This window comes from uncultured Ferrovibrio sp. (assembly GCF_937960835.1).
Classification (GTDB): domain Bacteria; phylum Pseudomonadota; class Alphaproteobacteria; order Ferrovibrionales; family Ferrovibrionaceae; genus Ferrovibrio.
This window is the reverse complement of sequence record NZ_CALGPC010000011.1, coordinates 81,193-95,898: the sequence shown is the minus strand read 5'-3', so window position 1 is coordinate 95,898 and position 14,706 is coordinate 81,193. Positions and strand designations below refer to the sequence as shown.

The 14,706-nt window shown below is 63.6% G+C and carries 15 protein-coding genes and 1 pseudogene; 12 read left to right on the top strand and 4 right to left on the bottom strand.

Translation table 11 applies throughout. The annotated features are described in order from the left end of the window. Both Q0603_RS11485 and Q0603_RS11480 read left to right on the top strand, forming a co-directional pair. Window positions 1-549 carry a DUF3305 domain-containing protein gene (locus Q0603_RS11485; protein WP_298725718.1) on the top strand — a complete coding sequence of 183 codons (549 nt, stop codon included), beginning with the start codon at window positions 1-3 and terminating at the stop codon, window positions 547-549. Continuing rightward, entirely contained in the window at window positions 546-1,136 is a 591-nt protein-coding gene (locus Q0603_RS11480; protein WP_298725714.1) for a DUF3306 domain-containing protein, read from the top strand. The genes Q0603_RS11485 and Q0603_RS11480 overlap by 4 nt, the downstream gene beginning before the upstream one ends. A 15-nt stretch (window positions 1,137-1,151) precedes the next feature. Here the strand turns inward: Q0603_RS11480 and Q0603_RS11475 are convergent, their stop codons facing one another. Continuing rightward, entirely contained in the window at window positions 1,152-2,399 is a 1,248-nt protein-coding gene (locus tag Q0603_RS11475; RefSeq protein WP_298725712.1) for a cation:proton antiporter, read from the bottom strand. Window positions 2,400-2,648: 249 nt separating this feature from the next. Here Q0603_RS11475 and Q0603_RS11470 point away from each other — a divergent pair. The 6 genes and pseudogenes from Q0603_RS11470 to Q0603_RS11445 all read left to right on the top strand — a co-directional run. Continuing rightward, a pseudogene (locus tag Q0603_RS11470) lies at window positions 2,649-2,849 on the top strand (helix-turn-helix domain-containing protein); the annotation flags it as partial. Between the two features lie 66 nt (window positions 2,850-2,915). After that, window positions 2,916-3,458 carry a molecular chaperone TorD family protein gene (locus tag Q0603_RS11465; protein WP_366132618.1) on the top strand — a complete coding sequence of 181 codons (543 nt, stop codon included), beginning with the start codon at window positions 2,916-2,918 and terminating at the stop codon, window positions 3,456-3,458. 29 nt (window positions 3,459-3,487) lie between these two features. Next, window positions 3,488-3,682, top strand: a complete 195-nt coding sequence (locus Q0603_RS11460) for a twin-arginine translocation signal domain-containing protein (protein WP_298725710.1) — start codon at window positions 3,488-3,490, stop codon at window positions 3,680-3,682. Between the two features lie 31 nt (window positions 3,683-3,713). Continuing rightward, on the top strand, window positions 3,714-6,608 hold the full coding sequence (locus tag Q0603_RS11455; RefSeq protein ID WP_298725708.1) for a molybdopterin-dependent oxidoreductase: 2,895 nt from the start codon (window positions 3,714-3,716) through the stop codon (window positions 6,606-6,608). 23 nt (window positions 6,609-6,631) lie between these two features. Then, window positions 6,632-7,228, top strand: coding sequence for a formate dehydrogenase FDH3 subunit beta (fdh3B, locus tag Q0603_RS11450; protein ID WP_298725706.1), 597 nt, complete (start codon window positions 6,632-6,634; stop codon window positions 7,226-7,228). Window positions 7,229-7,249: 21 nt separating this feature from the next. Continuing rightward, window positions 7,250-8,218 carry a formate dehydrogenase subunit gamma gene (locus Q0603_RS11445; protein WP_298725704.1) on the top strand — a complete coding sequence of 323 codons (969 nt, stop codon included), beginning with the start codon at window positions 7,250-7,252 and terminating at the stop codon, window positions 8,216-8,218. A gap of 95 nt (window positions 8,219-8,313) precedes the next feature. Here Q0603_RS11445 and Q0603_RS11440 read toward each other — a convergent pair whose 3' ends face one another. Next, window positions 8,314-8,916, bottom strand: a complete 603-nt coding sequence (locus Q0603_RS11440; protein WP_298725702.1) for a superoxide dismutase — start codon at window positions 8,914-8,916, stop codon at window positions 8,314-8,316. Between the two features lie 154 nt (window positions 8,917-9,070). On the opposite strand from Q0603_RS11440, the gene Q0603_RS11435 reads away from it, so the two are divergent. Further along, window positions 9,071-10,093: a WD40 repeat domain-containing protein gene (locus tag Q0603_RS11435; RefSeq protein WP_298725700.1), complete on the top strand. Its 1,023-nt coding sequence runs from the start codon at window positions 9,071-9,073 to the stop codon at window positions 10,091-10,093. A 20-nt stretch (window positions 10,094-10,113) separates the two neighbouring features. On the opposite strand, the gene Q0603_RS11430 is transcribed toward Q0603_RS11435, so the two are convergent. Together Q0603_RS11430 and Q0603_RS11425 are read right to left on the bottom strand one after the other, a co-directional pair. Beyond that, a complete protein-coding gene (locus tag Q0603_RS11430) occupies window positions 10,114-10,257 on the bottom strand; it encodes a hypothetical protein (RefSeq protein ID WP_298725699.1) in 144 nt (47 codons plus the stop codon). A 66-nt stretch (window positions 10,258-10,323) separates the two neighbouring features. Further along, complete coding sequence (locus Q0603_RS11425; RefSeq protein ID WP_298725696.1) at window positions 10,324-10,734, bottom strand: cytochrome c family protein; 411 nt, start codon at window positions 10,732-10,734, stop codon at window positions 10,324-10,326. A gap of 131 nt (window positions 10,735-10,865) precedes the next feature. Between Q0603_RS11425 and Q0603_RS11420 the strand changes: the two genes are divergently transcribed. The 3 genes from Q0603_RS11420 to glp are packed head-to-tail and all read left to right on the top strand — an operon-like array spanning window position 10,866 to window position 14,672. Next, window positions 10,866-12,887, top strand: a complete 2,022-nt coding sequence (locus Q0603_RS11420; protein ID WP_298725694.1) for a 4Fe-4S binding protein — start codon at window positions 10,866-10,868, stop codon at window positions 12,885-12,887. Continuing rightward, entirely contained in the window at window positions 12,884-13,417 is a 534-nt protein-coding gene (gene mobB / locus Q0603_RS11415; protein WP_298725692.1) for a molybdopterin-guanine dinucleotide biosynthesis protein B, read from the top strand. Before Q0603_RS11420 ends, mobB begins: the two co-directional genes overlap by 4 nt. After that, entirely contained in the window at window positions 13,377-14,672 is a 1,296-nt protein-coding gene (glp, locus tag Q0603_RS11410; protein WP_298725690.1) for a gephyrin-like molybdotransferase Glp, read from the top strand. The genes mobB and glp overlap by 41 nt, the downstream gene beginning before the upstream one ends. Window positions 14,673-14,706: the final 34 nt, after the last annotated feature.

Genomic DNA, 14,706 nt, shown 5'->3' with positions numbered 1-14,706 from the left:
ATGGGCGATGTCATCAGACCACCTGAAACGGAAACACGCATGGTGGGCGTGATTCTGGAACGGCGGAAGCTGAACAATCCCTGGGTGGATCACGCCTGGAAGCCAGTGCAGATTCTGCCCGGCGTGCCGGAATCCGAGCCCTGGACCAGGCTGTCGGAAGGCGATGGCTGGGAATGGTATTATGCCGGCCCGGCCGAACTGGCGCTGTATCGCCACGAGACGGAGACCTATCAGTACAACCTCGAAAGCCGGCAGCCGGCCGTGTGGGTCTTCCTGCGCCGCTGTGACGATGAGCGCGGCATTACCTTAGTCGGCGCCTCCGTTGATCCGGGCGAGGCGCATGCCCATAACGATACCGGCGACGATGTCGTCGATTTCGTGCCGATGCCGGACTCGATCCTCGCCTGGGTCGCCGATTACGTGCGGCGCCATCCGCCGACGAAGGAATACAAGAAGCGGCGCCGTGACCGCGCCGATCCGGAAGCGCTCGCGCGCCGATCGCGGCTCTACGATTCCGATCCGTTGCGCCAGATGCCGGAGGACGAATGAGCGGCGAGTCCGACAAACCGGACGAGACCTTCCTGTCGCGCTGGGCGCGCCGCAAGGCGGCCGTGCGCGCGGAAGAGCAGACCGCCGCTTCCGCGTCCGTGCAGGCGCCGGAGGAAGAGGAGGAAGCCGTCGATCCTGCAACGCTGCCGCCAATCGAGAGCCTGACGGCGGAAAGCGACTTCTCGGTCTTCATGAAGAAGGGCGTTCCGGCGGCGTTGCGCATGGCGGCGCTGCGCAAGCTGTGGCTGACCGAGCCGAGCGTGGTGAACTACAAGCCGCTCGTCGACTACGATTGGGATTTCAATGCGCCGGGCTACGGCGAATTGCTGCCGACCGACGATATCGAGAAATTCGCCCGCACCGTGTTCGAAGGAACGCGGCGTGAGGATGCCCCGCAGGAAAATGCCGTTCCGGCCGACCCGTCATCCGAGCCGCCCCAGATCGCGGCTGCGCCGCCAGCGGAAGAGCCGTTGAACGATCCTGGCATCGCTGCCGGGGCTGATCAGACCGTGCAGCCCGCGGAACAGGTTTCCGTGCACAGCAGCTTCCCGCCGCGGCGGCGTCACGGCGGCGCGCTGCCCAGCTAACCGATCTTCTGAAATTCAGTCGATCTCCTGATCGTCCTTGGCGCCGAGGCGGCGCAAAAGATCGGGACGTTCCCGCAGCCAGGATTCGACCGGCGCCAGCAGCCGGAAGAGCAGCGGATTGCTGGCGATCGACAGGAAAGCGCCGGCCAGTACCAGATCGCGTCCTTCCATGGGCAAGAGACCATAGGACACGCCCATGCTCACCAGGATGAACGAGAATTCCCCGATCTGAGCCAAACTGGCTGAGACAGTCAGCGCGCTCATCAGCGGATGGCGCATGGCCAGGACGATCAGGAAAGCCGCCAGCGACTTCCCGATGATGATGATGAGCAATACCGCCAGCAGCGGCCAGGTCGCGTCGGTCAGAAGCGACGGATCGAAAAGCATGCCCACCGAGACGAAGAACAGCACGGCGAAGGCGTCGCGGAATGGCAGCGAGCGCCGCGCCGCATCGCGGCTGACCTCTGATTCGTTCATGATGACGCCGGCAAAGAAGGCGCTGACGGCGAAAGAGATGTCGAAGAGCAGGGCGGCAGCCCATGCGATGCCGAGCGCGCAGGCCAGAACGGCTAGCGTGAAAAGCTCAGGCGATTCCGTGGCGGCCACGCGCTGCAGCAGCCAGGGTATGGCGCGCCGTCCGACGACCACCGCCAGGACGGCAAAAGCGGCAATTCTGAATACCGTCAGCAGCAGGTCGAAGGCGAGATTCTCGGTTGCGAAGGCGGCGGGCCTGCCGCCCAGCGTATCGGCAAGCGCAGGCAGGAAGAGCAGCACCGCGACCATGAAGACATCTTCGACCACGAGCCAGGCCACGGCGATGCGGCCATGCTCGCTGTCCATTTCGCCGCGCGCCTCCAGAGCGCGCCGCAGCACCACGGTGCTGGCTACCGACAGCGCCAGACCGAAGACCACGCCGCCGCCAACACCCCAGCCGAAGACCTGAGCCAGTCCGAAGCCCAGCACGGAGGCGACGATGATCTGCGCCAGCGCGCCCGGGATGGCGATCCAATGGACCCGCGTCAGGTCGCGAGGCGAGAAATGCAGGCCGACGCCGAACATCAGCAGAATGACGCCGACTTCGGCCAGCTGCTGCGCGAGCACGGTATCGGCCACATAGCCCGGCGTGTAAGGCCCGACGGCGATGCCGGCCAGCAGATAGCCGACGAGCGGGGAAAGGCGGAATTGCCGCGCCACAAAGCCGAAGGCAAAGGCGATCACAAAGGCCAGGGCCAGCATTGTGATCAGCGGTGTTTCAAACGGCATAAAACTGTCCTTACCGGCTGGGTTCGCGCCGGCAAATCCTTGTGGCGGCTCTGTGTTGACCCAGAGTTAACATGGCTGTGCGGTTGCCCCAAGCGGGCGCGTTGGATTGCAATTGCGACGCGCTATCAAAATTTCGCATACGCAGCAAAATGCTTCACAAATCAGTCACTTACACCCGTTAACCGTTGTTCCGTTACAAAGAAATTTGTAGAGTTCCCTCCACCGGGGAAGACCGGGGGAAAGGACCCAGTGACCGAAGCATTGACGAAAGCCATCGCCATCGTCGGCGGCCAGACCCAGTTGGCACGGCTATTGGGCGTGAAACAGGCCAATGTCTGGCATTGGCTGAACAAGGCTGGCCGTGTTCCCGGCGAGTATGTGCTGGCCATCGAAAAGGCGACCGGCGGGCAGGTGAGGCGGCATGACCTGCGCCCCGACCTCTACCCTGATCCTCAGGCTACGGATGCTGCTCCCGCCATTCCCGAAGAGGATCTGTGGCGTGCGCATATCTATGCCTTGCTGGGCCGCTGCCTGGCGCGGCGCCCTGACAGCGCGCTGCTGACCGCCCTGGCGCAGCTCAAGGGCGATGAGACGCCGCTGGGGCAGGCTCTGGCTCAGCTTGCCGAACGGGCGCGCAATACGTCGCTGGAGCGGGCGCAGGATGAATACGATGTGCTGTTCATCGGCCTGCCGCGCGGCGAGATCGTTCCTTATGCCTCCTATTATCGCACCGGCTTTTTGTACGAGCGGCCGCTGGCCAAGCTGCGCGCCGACATGCTGAAGCTCGGCTTTGCCCGCGCCGATGGCGTGTATGAGCCGGAAGATCATATGGGCGCGCTCTGCGAGCTGATGGCGCTGCTGATCCGTGGCGACGAGACGCGCGGTCCGGCCGAACTGGCGACCCAGGAGCGCTTTTTCGGACAGCACATCGCGCCATGGGCGGAACGCTTCTTTGCCGATCTTGAGCAGGCGCCGAGCGCAAAACTGTATCAGCCGCTCGGCATGATCGGCCGCATCTTCGTCACCATTGAACGACAGGCATTCGCGCTCGCGGCATAGCCGGGCGCAGCGATTACGGAGGACCCATCATGGACCAGAAGCAAGACAAGATCGGACGTCGCGATTTCCTGCGCGCCGCCAGTTTGGGCGCGGCGGCAGGCGCAGTGGCGACCGTTGCCGCTCCGGCCAAGGTGGAGGCGGCTGAGAATGCCGAGACCCGTAAGAAGCAGCGCTATCGCGAAACCGAGCACGTGAAGCGCTACTACGAAACCAACCGGCTCTGAGCCGCGCCCAGTCGAAGACGGAGACGTTTCCATGTTGATCAAGAAGAGCTCCTCGGCCAGCGCCGCGCCAGTCAAAGGCAAACTGAGCGGCATTCTTGCCGGCGCCACCCTGCAGACGATGGATCGCCGCGGCTTCCTCAAGGCCTCTGGCCTTGCAGCAGGCGGCCTGGCTGCGGTTTCCGCGCTGACGCCTGCGATGGTGAAGCCGGCGAAGGCGGCACCGTCGGCCGGCAGCAACATCGTCAAGCGCAAGAATATCTGCACCCACTGCTCGGTCGGCTGCACCGTCACGGCCGAGGTCGAGAATGGCGTGTGGGTCGGTCAGGAGCCGAGCTGGGACAGCCCGATCAATCTGGGCACTCACTGCGCCAAGGGCGCTTCGATCCGCGAACTGACGCATGGCGACCGCCGCCTGAAATACCCGATGAAGCTGGTGGACGGGAAATGGACCCGCATCACCTGGGATCAGGCGATCGACGAGATCGGCAACAAGCTGCTTGAGATTCGCGAGAAGTCGGGCCCTGAATCGGTTTACTGGCTGGGGTCGGCGAAGTTCTCCAACGAAGGCGGCTATCTGTTCCGCAAGTTCGCGGCCTTCTGGGGCACCAACAACATCGATCACCAGGCGCGTATCTGCCATTCGACCACGGTCGCCGGCGTAGCCAATACCTGGGGCTACGGCGCGATGACCAACTCCTATAACGACATCCACAATTCCAAGTGCATCGTGATCATGGGCGGCAACCCCGCCGAGGCGCATCCGGTGTCGCTGCAGCATGTTCTGCGCGGCAAGGAGAAGAACAAGGCGCCGCTGATCGTGATCGATCCGCGCTTCACCCGCACTGCCGCCCATGCCACCGAATACGTGCGCATCCGGCCCGGCACGGATATCCCGGTGATCTGGGGCCTGCTGTGGCACATCTTCGAGAATGGCTGGGAGGATAAGGAATATATCCGCCAGCGCGTCTACGGCATGGACGATGTGCGCAAGGAAGTCGCCAAGTGGACGCCCGACGAGGTCGAGCGCGTCACCGGCGTTCCGGGCGAGCAGATGCGCCGCGTGGCCGAGACGATGGCGAAAAACCGTCCGGGCACCCTGATCTGGTGCATGGGCGTGACGCAGCACACCGTCGGCACCGCCAATGTGCGCGCGCTGTCGATCCTGCAGCTCGCGCTTGGCAATATCGGCGTGGAAGGCGGCGGCGCCAACATCTTCCGCGGTCACTGCAACGTGCAGGGCTGCACCGATCTTGGCCTCGATGTCACCACCTTGCCGGCCTATTACGGCCTGACGGAAGGCGCCTGGAAGCATTGGTGCCGCGTCTGGGACGTCGACTACAACTGGATGCAGAGCCGGTTCGAGTCGAAGAAGATGATGGAGACCAAGGGCATTCCCTCGACCCGCTGGTTCGACGCGGTCCTGGTCGACAAGAAGGACCTGGAGCAGAAGGACAACGTCAAGGCGATGTTCTTCTGGGGCCATGGCGGCAACACTGTCCCGCGCATGCCGGAAATGAAGACCGGCATGGAGAAGGTGGAGCTGCTGGTGGTGGTCGATCCGCATCCGACCACGGCCGCTGCTTTGCCGGACCGCAAGAATGGCACCTATCTGCTGCCGGCCTGCACGCAGCTTGAAACCCGTGGCTCGCGCACGGCGTCGAACCGTTCGCTGCAATGGGGCGAGCAGATCGTCAAGCCGATCTTCGAATCGAAGCCGGATCACTGGATCCTGTACCAGTTCGCCAAGAAGCTCGGCTTCGAGAAGGAGATGTTCAAGAACATCAAGATCGACGAAGGCGAGGAGCCGAATGTCGAGGACATTCTGCGCGAGATCAATCTCGGCACAGTCTCGATCGGCTATTCCGGCCAGTCGCCGGAGCGCCTGAAGGCGCATATGGCGCATCAGGCCGATTTCGACGTCGTCACCCTGCGCGCCACCAAGGGCCCGCTGAAGGGCGAGTTCTATGGCCTGCCCTGGCCGTGCTGGGGCACGCCCGAGATGAAGCATCCGGGCACCCATGTGCTCTACAACACCAACCTGCCGGTGAAGGAAGGCGGCGGCGCTTTCCGTGCCCGCTTCGGCGTGGAGAAGGATGGCGTGTCGCTGCTGGCCGAAGGCTCCTATCCGGTCGGCTCCGAAATCCAGGATGGCCATCCGGAGTTCACTTATGGCCTGCTCAAGAAGATGGGCTGGGACAAGGAGCTTACCGAGGCAGAGCGCGCGACGATCGAGAAGATCGGCGGCAACAACCCCGATGCGGTGAGCTGGGCTATCGACCTGAGCTGCGGCATCATCCGCGTCTGCATGGAGCATGGCGTTCAGGCCATGGGCAATGCCAAGGCGCGCGCCAATGCCTTCGGCCTGCCAGACCCGATCCCGGTCCATCGTGAGCCGATCTACACGGTGCGCCGCGACCTGGTCGCGAAGTACCCGGCCATGGCCGACCGCCGCGACTACCGCCTGCCGCATCTCGGCAAGAGCATCCAGGACAAGGATCTGTCGAAGGATTTCCCGATGATCCTGACCTCGGGCCGTCTGGTGGAATACGAAGGCGGCGGCGAGGAAACCCGCTCGAACAAGTGGCTGGCCGAGCTGCAGCAGAACATGTTCGTTGAGATCAACCCCGACGACGCGGCCCGCCTTGGCATCAAGGAAGGCCAGGATGTCTGGGTCTACGGTCCGGAAAACAACGCCAAGGCCAAGGTCAAGGCGCTGGTCACGCCGCGCGTGGCCAAGGGCGTGGCCTTCATGCCGTTCCACTTCTCGGGCTTCTGGCAGGGCGTGGATCAGCGCAAGAACTATCCGCCCGGCACCGACCCGATCGTGCTCGGCGAGTCAGTCAATGGTGTGACCACCTACGGCTACGACCCGGTCACCCATATGCATGAGAATAAGGCCACCATCTGCCGCATCGAGGCGGCGTAGGCGGCGGCTAAGGAGATAGAACAATGGCTCGTATGAAATTTCTCTGCGACTCCGAGCGCTGCATCGAGTGCAACGCTTGCGTCACTGCCTGCAAGAACGAGCATGAGGTGCCCTGGGGCATCAACCGCCGCCGCGTGGTCACGCTGAATGACGGCGCCAAGGGCGAACGCTCGATCTCGATGGCCTGCATGCATTGCGAAGACGCGCCCTGCATGGCGGTCTGCCCGGTCGACTGCTTCTACAAGACCGAGGAAGGCGTGGTCCTGCATTCCAAGGACCTGTGCATCGGCTGCGGCTATTGCTTCTACGCCTGCCCGTTCGGCGCGCCGCAATATCCGCAGGTCGGCAATTTCGGCAGCCGCGGCAAGATGGACAAGTGCACCTTCTGTGCCGGCGGCCCCGAGGCCGACAACACCAAGGAAGAGTATCTCAAGTACGGCGCCAACCGTCTTGCCGAAGGCAAGCTGCCGCTCTGCGCCGAGATGTGCTCGACCAAGGCGCTGCTGGCCGGCGACGGCGACGTGATCGCGCAGATTTACAAGGAGCGCGTCACCCGCCGTGGTTACGGCTCTGGCGCCTGGGGCTGGGCCACCGCCTATAAGACCGGCAGCTCGGTCTGATCGCAGCGAGGAGGGAAGGAAATGCGCCTATTTCATCTCAAGCGCACGATCTGGGCGGTCTTGGCGCTCGGCGTGATGATCGCTTTCGCCGCGCCGCAGCCGGCCGCCGCCCAGCAGGTGCCGGCCGACGAGGCTGCGCTGCTGCAGCAGCTCAAGGGCGGCCCGGTCACCGGCCGCGTGTCGATCCCCGATGTCAAGTCGAGCGTGCTGATCCAGCCGCAGGGCCGGGAATGGCGCGAGACGCTGGAAGGACCGGTGAAGTCCTTCGGCGGCTGGCTGCTGCTTGTGACGGTGGTTGTTCTGGCCGCCTTCCTGGCAATCCGAGGCCGCATCAAGATCGATAGCGGACCTGCGGGCCGCACCATCGAGCGCTTCAATGGCACTGAGCGTTTTGCCCATTGGCTGACGGCGATCTGCTTCATCGTTCTGGGGCTGAGCGGCCTGAACCTGTCGTTCGGCCGCGCCGTGGTGCTGCCGATCATCGGACCGGAAGCCTTCGCCTCGCTGACCACCTTCGGCAAGCTGGCGCATAACTTCCTCAGCTTCCCCTTCGTACTCGGCGTGCTGCTGATGGCGATCCTGTGGATCCGTCACAATCTTCCCAATGCCATCGACATCACCTGGATCAAGCAGGGCGGCGGATTGCTGCAGAAGGGCGTTCATCCGCCTGCCGGCAAGTTCAACGCCGGCCAGAAGGTCATCTTCTGGTTCGTTGTCATCGGCGCCCTGACCCTGGCGGTCAGCGGCTATATACTGATGTTCCCCTTCTACGTCACCGATATCGCCGGCATGCAGCTCGCGCAGCTGGTGCATGCCGTCGCCGGCGTGGTGATGGTGGCGATCATCCTGGCCCATATCTACATCGGCTCGATCGGCATGGAAGGCGCGTTCGATGCCATGGGATCGGGCAAGGTGGACCTGAACTGGGCCAAGGAGCACCACAGCCTTTGGGTGCAGGAGGTCCGTGCCCGCGGCGCCGGCGACGACTGATCAAAGGCGCATCTGACGCAGACAGGAACACAAATGAAAAGGGCGGTGGATTTTTCCACCGCCCTCTTTTTTGATCCTATGAATGAGCGTGCCGCTCAGCCCAGGTTCTTTTCCGCAAATTCCCAGTTCAGCAGCTTGTCGATCACCGCATTGGCGTAATCGACGCGACGGTTCTGGTAATCCAGATAATAGGCATGCTCCCACACGTCGATGGTCAGCAGCGCCTTCACGCCGGGCATATGCAGCGGGCTTTCCGCATTCGGCGTCTTGCGGATGGTGAGCTTGTTGCCTTCGGCGCACAGCCAGGCCCAGCCCGAGCCGAACTGCGTCACGGCCGCGTTGGCAAATTCGCTCTTGAACTTGTCGTAATCGCCGAAGCTGTCCTTGATCAGATCGCCGATCTTGCCGGTCGGCTTGCCGCCGCCATTGGGACGCAGGCTGTTCCAGTAGAAGTCATGGTTCCAGACCTGGCCGGCATTGTTGAAAAGCGCCTGCTTCTCCGGCTTGCCATGGGCCGCCTTGACGATCTCCTCCAGGCTGCTGTCCTTCAGCGGATCATTTTCCAGCAGCTTGTTCAGGGTGTTCACATAGGTTGCATGGTGCTTGCCATGGTGAAAGCCCAGGGTCTGCGCGTTGATGACCGGGCTGAGCGCGTCCTCTGCAAAGGGAAGGGGTTTCAGTTGGAATGGGGCACTCATTCTCCTGCTCCTGTGTTGTTGTTGATCGTCAGGGGACGCCGACAGAGTTAGGGTGCCGGCTGCTGGAATAAACCTCCCTGCCATTACCAGATGGCCAGAATTTGACAACGCTTCCAGCCGGGATTTGGTTGCGCTGCGGCTGCGAAGGGGCAAGATGCGGCATGAGATTGAGGCCTGTCTGATGGAGGATGCCATGGGCGGACGGCTGGCCGCCTCAGTTCTGAAACTGGGGATGCTGATACTGGGGTTGTCTGCCGCCGCTGCCAGCCCCCAGGTCCAGGCCGACATGCTGGGACACGGGGCCATGGTGAATGGCGTGGCCGTCTCCCCCGATGGGCGTCAGCTGCTCTCCGCCAGCTGGGATTACACTGTCCGGCTATGGGATATCGCCAGGCAGACGGAGCTGAAAGTTCTCGACGGCCATACCGCCAGCGTCAACGCCGTGCTGTTTCTGCCGGACGGCAAAACCGCGCTGTCGGGAAGCTGGGATCACACCATCATCCGCTGGGATCTTGTTACCGGCAAGGAGACCGCCCGTCTTACCGGCCATGTGAACAACATCGCCGGTCTGGCGCTGAGCCGGGATGGCCGCTGGCTGGCATCGGCAAGCTGGGACCGCACTGCCAAGCTGTGGGATTTATCGACGGGCAAACCGGTGCGCAGCTTCGAAGGCCATGAGGCCAATGTGATGCAGATCGCCTTCGCCATGGCCGACAAGCAGCTCGTGACCGTCGGCTACGACCAGACGGTGCGTCTGTGGGATGTCGCCAGCGGCAAGGAGCTGGCCGTGCTGACCGGTCATGAAGCCAGCGTGAATGCGGTTGCCGTCATGCCCGATGGCAAGACGGCGCTGACCGGTAGCACGGATGGCGCCATCAAGCGCTGGGATCTGGTCGAGAGGCGAGAGATCGGCAGCCTGACGGGGCATGGCGCCTTCATCACCGCGATCGCCGTTTCGCCGGATGGACGCTATGCGCTGTCGGGCGGTGGCGACAAGATGATGCGGCTATGGGATCTGCGCGAAGGCCGTCAGGCCCGGCAATTCGCCGGCCATGAAAAGCCGGTATGGGCGGTCGCCTTCAGCCCCGATGGCAAGCGCGCCATCTCGGGCGGCTATGACATGGTGATCAAGGTCTGGTCGCTGGAAACCGGCGAACCGGTGCCGCCGAAACCCTGACCGGTTTATGGCCGCCGGCGTCAGTTCTGGTGGTTCTCCGCGCTCACCCGGACGCTCTGGGTTGTGAAGGCCATTTCGGCAGGCTGGTTGATATTCTCCAGAATGACAGCCGCGCCGATGGCGATCACGAGGGCGGCGACGATGCCGGCGATGAAGGCTTTCATGGGCTTCCCCTAACAACCGTTTGATTAAGTTCGATTATAGCCGATTTTCAGAGGGTGGGAGAAGCGCTACTTGCCAGCCTGCTGCTTCAGCCAGGCAATCAGATCGACCCGGTCCTGGGCGATGGCCAGCCCGCCATACATCTTGCTGCCCGGCATGAATTCCTGGGTCGCGGCGAGATAGGCGTCCAGCGTCTCCTCGGTCCAGACGACCCCGGACTGCTTCATCGCCTCGGAATAGCGGTAATCGGGCAGGCTGCCGGCTTTGCGGCCGAAAAGATTGTGCAGACGCGGGCCGACCATGTGCCGGCCCTGGGGTTCGAGGGTGTGGCAGGCGCGGCATTTGCCCCAAAGCTCGGCACCCCGCTCCAGGCTTGGCGGCTCAAGCGCTTCTGCGGAGGATTGGGCATGCGATGCGCCTGTAGCCAGTGGGCCTGCAGCGGCGATCAACATGATCGCGGTCATCACAACGGCGCGCAACTTGGCCCCTCCGGCTGGCTTTCACGTCCTCGCAACACTATAGTCCAACTAGTATTTTTGCCCAATGTCGGGGTGGGATAGTGATGCAATTGGACGGCCGCCGCGTCCTCGTCTGCAACTGTGAAAAGACCATGCCCTTGGACGCCGAAGGCCTGGCCAAGGCGTGCGGCGCTTCGGCCTCGGCCGGGCCGGACGGCATCGCTACGCAGCTCTGCCGGGCGGAGCTGAAACGCTTTCAAGACGCCCTGAAAGCCGGCCAGCCGCTGACGGTGGCCTGCACGCAGGAAAGTCCGCTCTTCGAGGAACAGCGCGAAGAGCTCGGCAGCACCACGCCGGTCAGCTACGTCAATATCCGCGAGACCGCCGGCTGGTCCAGCGAAGCTGCGGAAGCCACGCCGAAGATCGCCGCTCTGATCGCCGCGGCCGCCATGCCGCCGGCCAGCCTGCCGGCCGTGACCATGACATCGCAGGGGATTGCCCTGATCTATGGGCGCGACGAGCGGGCCATCGCTGCGGCACGCCAGCTCAGCAGCCGCCTGGATGTGACGATCATGCTCGATCGGCCGAAGGATATTCCCGGACAGCCGCTGATGGATATCCCGATCGTGCAGGGCCGCATCGCTGCCGCGCGCGGCCATCTCGGCGCATTCGAACTGGTGATCGACGATTATGCCCTGCCGCTGCCGTCATCGCGGCAAAGCCTGATCTTCGGTCCGCCCCGCAACGGCGCCACCTCGAAATGCGACATCATCATCGACCTGACCGGCGGCACGCCGCTTTTCTCTGCGCATGAGAAGCGTGATGGCTATCTGCGGCCCGATCCGAACGATCCGGCGGCGGTGCAGCGCGCCTTGTTCGATGCTGCCGAGCTGGTGGGCGAATTCGAAAAGCCTGTCTATGTCGATTTCCATGCCGAGCTTTGCGCACATTCCCGTTCGCGCAGGACAGGCTGCACCCGCTGCCTGGATATCTGCCCGACCGGCGCCATCACTCCGGCAGGCGATCATGTCGTGATCGATCCCTATATCTGCGGCGGTTGCGGCAATTGCGGCGCAGTCTGCCCGACCGGTGCGGCGGATTATCGCCTGCCGCCTGCCGCAACGCTGACCGAGCAACTGCGTGCATTGCTGCTGGCCTATCATGAAGCCGGTGGCCGGCAAGCGGTTCTGCTGGTGCATAATGGCAAGCATGGCTCGCCGCTGATCGATGCCTTGGCGCGCTATGGCGATGGTTTGCCGGCGCGGGTGCTGCCGCTATCGGTCCATGCTGTCAGCGAATGCGGCGTGTCCTTCTTTGCTTCTGCCTTTGCCTATGGCGTGGCGGATGTGCGTGTTCTGGCGCCGGCCAAAGCCAAGGACGATCTCGGCGGGCTGGCGCAGCAGATGGCGTTGACGGAAAGCATCCTGGTCGGCCTGGGCTTCGAGGGCGGCCGGGTTGGCCTGATCGAAACCGACGATCCCGACCAGCTTGCCGCCGCCTTGGCCGCGCTGCCGCGGCGCGACGGGCCGAGTAATGCCAGCTATCTGCCGATGGGGCGCAGCCGCGATCTCGCGCGTCTTGCCTTCCGCCATCTGCATAAGGTGGCGCCTCAGCCGGTGGATGCTGTGGCGCTGCCGCCCGGTGCGCCCTTCGGCAATCTCCGGATCGATGTCGGCGGCTGCACGTTGTGTCTGTCCTGCGTCTCCGCCTGTCCGACCGGCGCACTGTCCGACGATCCGGACCGGCCGCGTCTGACTTTCACCGAGGATGCCTGCGTGCAATGCGGGCTGTGCAAGAATACCTGCCCGGAGAAGGTGATCGCGCTGGAGCCGCGTGTGAATTTCACCGAAGCTTCAAGCGTTGCGCGGCTCATCAAGGAAGAAGAGCCGTTCCATTGCGTGCGCTGCGGCAAAGCCTTCGGCACCAAATCCTCAATCGAGCGGATCGTGGCGCAGCTTGAAGGCAAGCATTGGATGTTCGGTAAAAGCGAGATGATCGAGCGGCTGCGCATGTGTGCCGACTGCCGCATCATTGCCCAGAGCGAAAGCCAGATCGATCCCTATGCCGGCCCGCCGCGTCCGATGGTGCGCACCACCGACGACTACATCGCCGAGCGCGAGGCGCCTGCGGCCGATTTGCCCAAGACGAATGCCGGAGGAAAAAAGCCGGCATGAAGGTTCTTGGCATCGCTGGCTGGAGCGGCTCGGGCAAGACCACGCTGCTCACGGATCTGATCCCGCTGCTGACCGCCCATGGCCTGCGCATCTCGACGATCAAGCATGCGCATCATGAATTCGATGTGGATCAGCCGGGAAAGGATTCGTATCGCCACCGGGAGGCGGGCGCGACCGAGGTGCTGATCAGCTCAGCCAAGCGATTTGCACTGCTGCATGAGCATCGCGGCGATCCGGAGCCGAGCTTGAATGAGCTGCTGGCGCGGCTTGCCCCGGTCGATCTGGTGCTGGTTGAAGGCTTCAAGAAGGAAGCCCATCCCAAGATCGAGGTCTGGCGCCAGTCGGTCGGCAAACCGATGCTGCAGCCGGACGATCCATATGTCATCGCAGTGGCCAGCGACGGACCGATTGCGGGACTGCCCGTGCCGGTTCTTGATGCCAGCCGGCCGCAGCAGATTGCCGAATTCATCCTGGCCTGGATGGGCCTGGATGCAGCAGAGGAAAAGACGCGTCGTGGCGCAGCTCAGTGACGATTGCTTCGCGCATGGCGGCAGCCTGACCCGCCTGGACGTTGCGCTGGCAGATCTGGCGCAGCGGCTGGTGCCGGTCACGGCGGTTGAAAGCCTGCCGCTCAATGAGTGCCACGGGCGGGCCCTGGCGCAGGCGCTGGCGGCCAAGGTGTCGGTGCCGCCGCGCGATAATTCGGCCGTCGATGGATATGCGGTTTATTTCGACGATCTGTCGCCGGATGCCGAGACGCGGCTGCCGGTGATCGGCCGCGCTGCCGCCGGTCATCCTTTCCCCGGTCCGCAGCCGCGCGGCACGGCGGTGCGCGTCCTGACGGGTGCCGTGATGCCGGGCGGGGCGAATGGCGGTCCGGATACCGTCATGATGCAGGAAGATTGCACCCTCGATGGTGATCATGTCGTGATCCGCCCGGGCATCAAGCGCGGCGCGAACCGCCGTCTGGCTGGTGAGGATATCGAAACCGGCAAGACCGTGCTGGACGAAGGCCGCATTCTTTCGGCGGCCGATCTCGCGCTGGCGGCTGCCAGTGGTTATGCCGCTCTGCCAGTGCATAGGCCGCTGAAGGTGGCGCTGCTCTCAACTGGCGACGAGGTTCACGATGCCGGCGCGCCGCTTCCGGAGGGTGGCATTTACGATGCCAATCGTCCGCTGCTATCGGCGTTGCTGCGCACTGCCGGCTGCGACGTGACCGATCTCGGGATTCAGCCCGATACGCGCGATCATCTGATCAAGATATTTGCCGACGCCGCGAGCCGCCATGATGCCGTGGTCAGTTCGGGCGGCGTGTCGACCGGCGATGAAGACCATGTCAAGGCGGCGATTGAGGCGGCCGGTGGGACGCTGCATTTCTGGCGTCTGGCGATCAAGCCGGGCCGTCCCGTGGCGCTGGGGCAGATCGGGAAAGTTCCGTTCTTTGGCCTGCCTGGAAATCCGGTCGCCGCGCTGCTGACGTTCTGCTTCTTCGCACGGCCGCTGCTGCAGCGTTTAGGCGGCGCGCGCCCGGAAGCACTGCGCAGCTTTCCGGTCGCGTCAGGTTTCTCCTACAAGAAGAAGGGCGACCGCCGTGAATGGGTGCGCGTGTCGCTATGCGAAGACAAGTCCGGGGGATGGCGGGCGGAGAAATATCCCGTCGACGGTGCAGGCGTAATCACCTCGCTGACGCGAACCGACGGATTGATCGAATTGCCGGAAGACCTGCTTAAACTGGAACCCGGCGATATCGTCCGCTTCTATCCCTATAGCAGCCTGGGGCTTTAGCGCGAACGGCGTGGAATCCGCTCGCGGTCCGAAT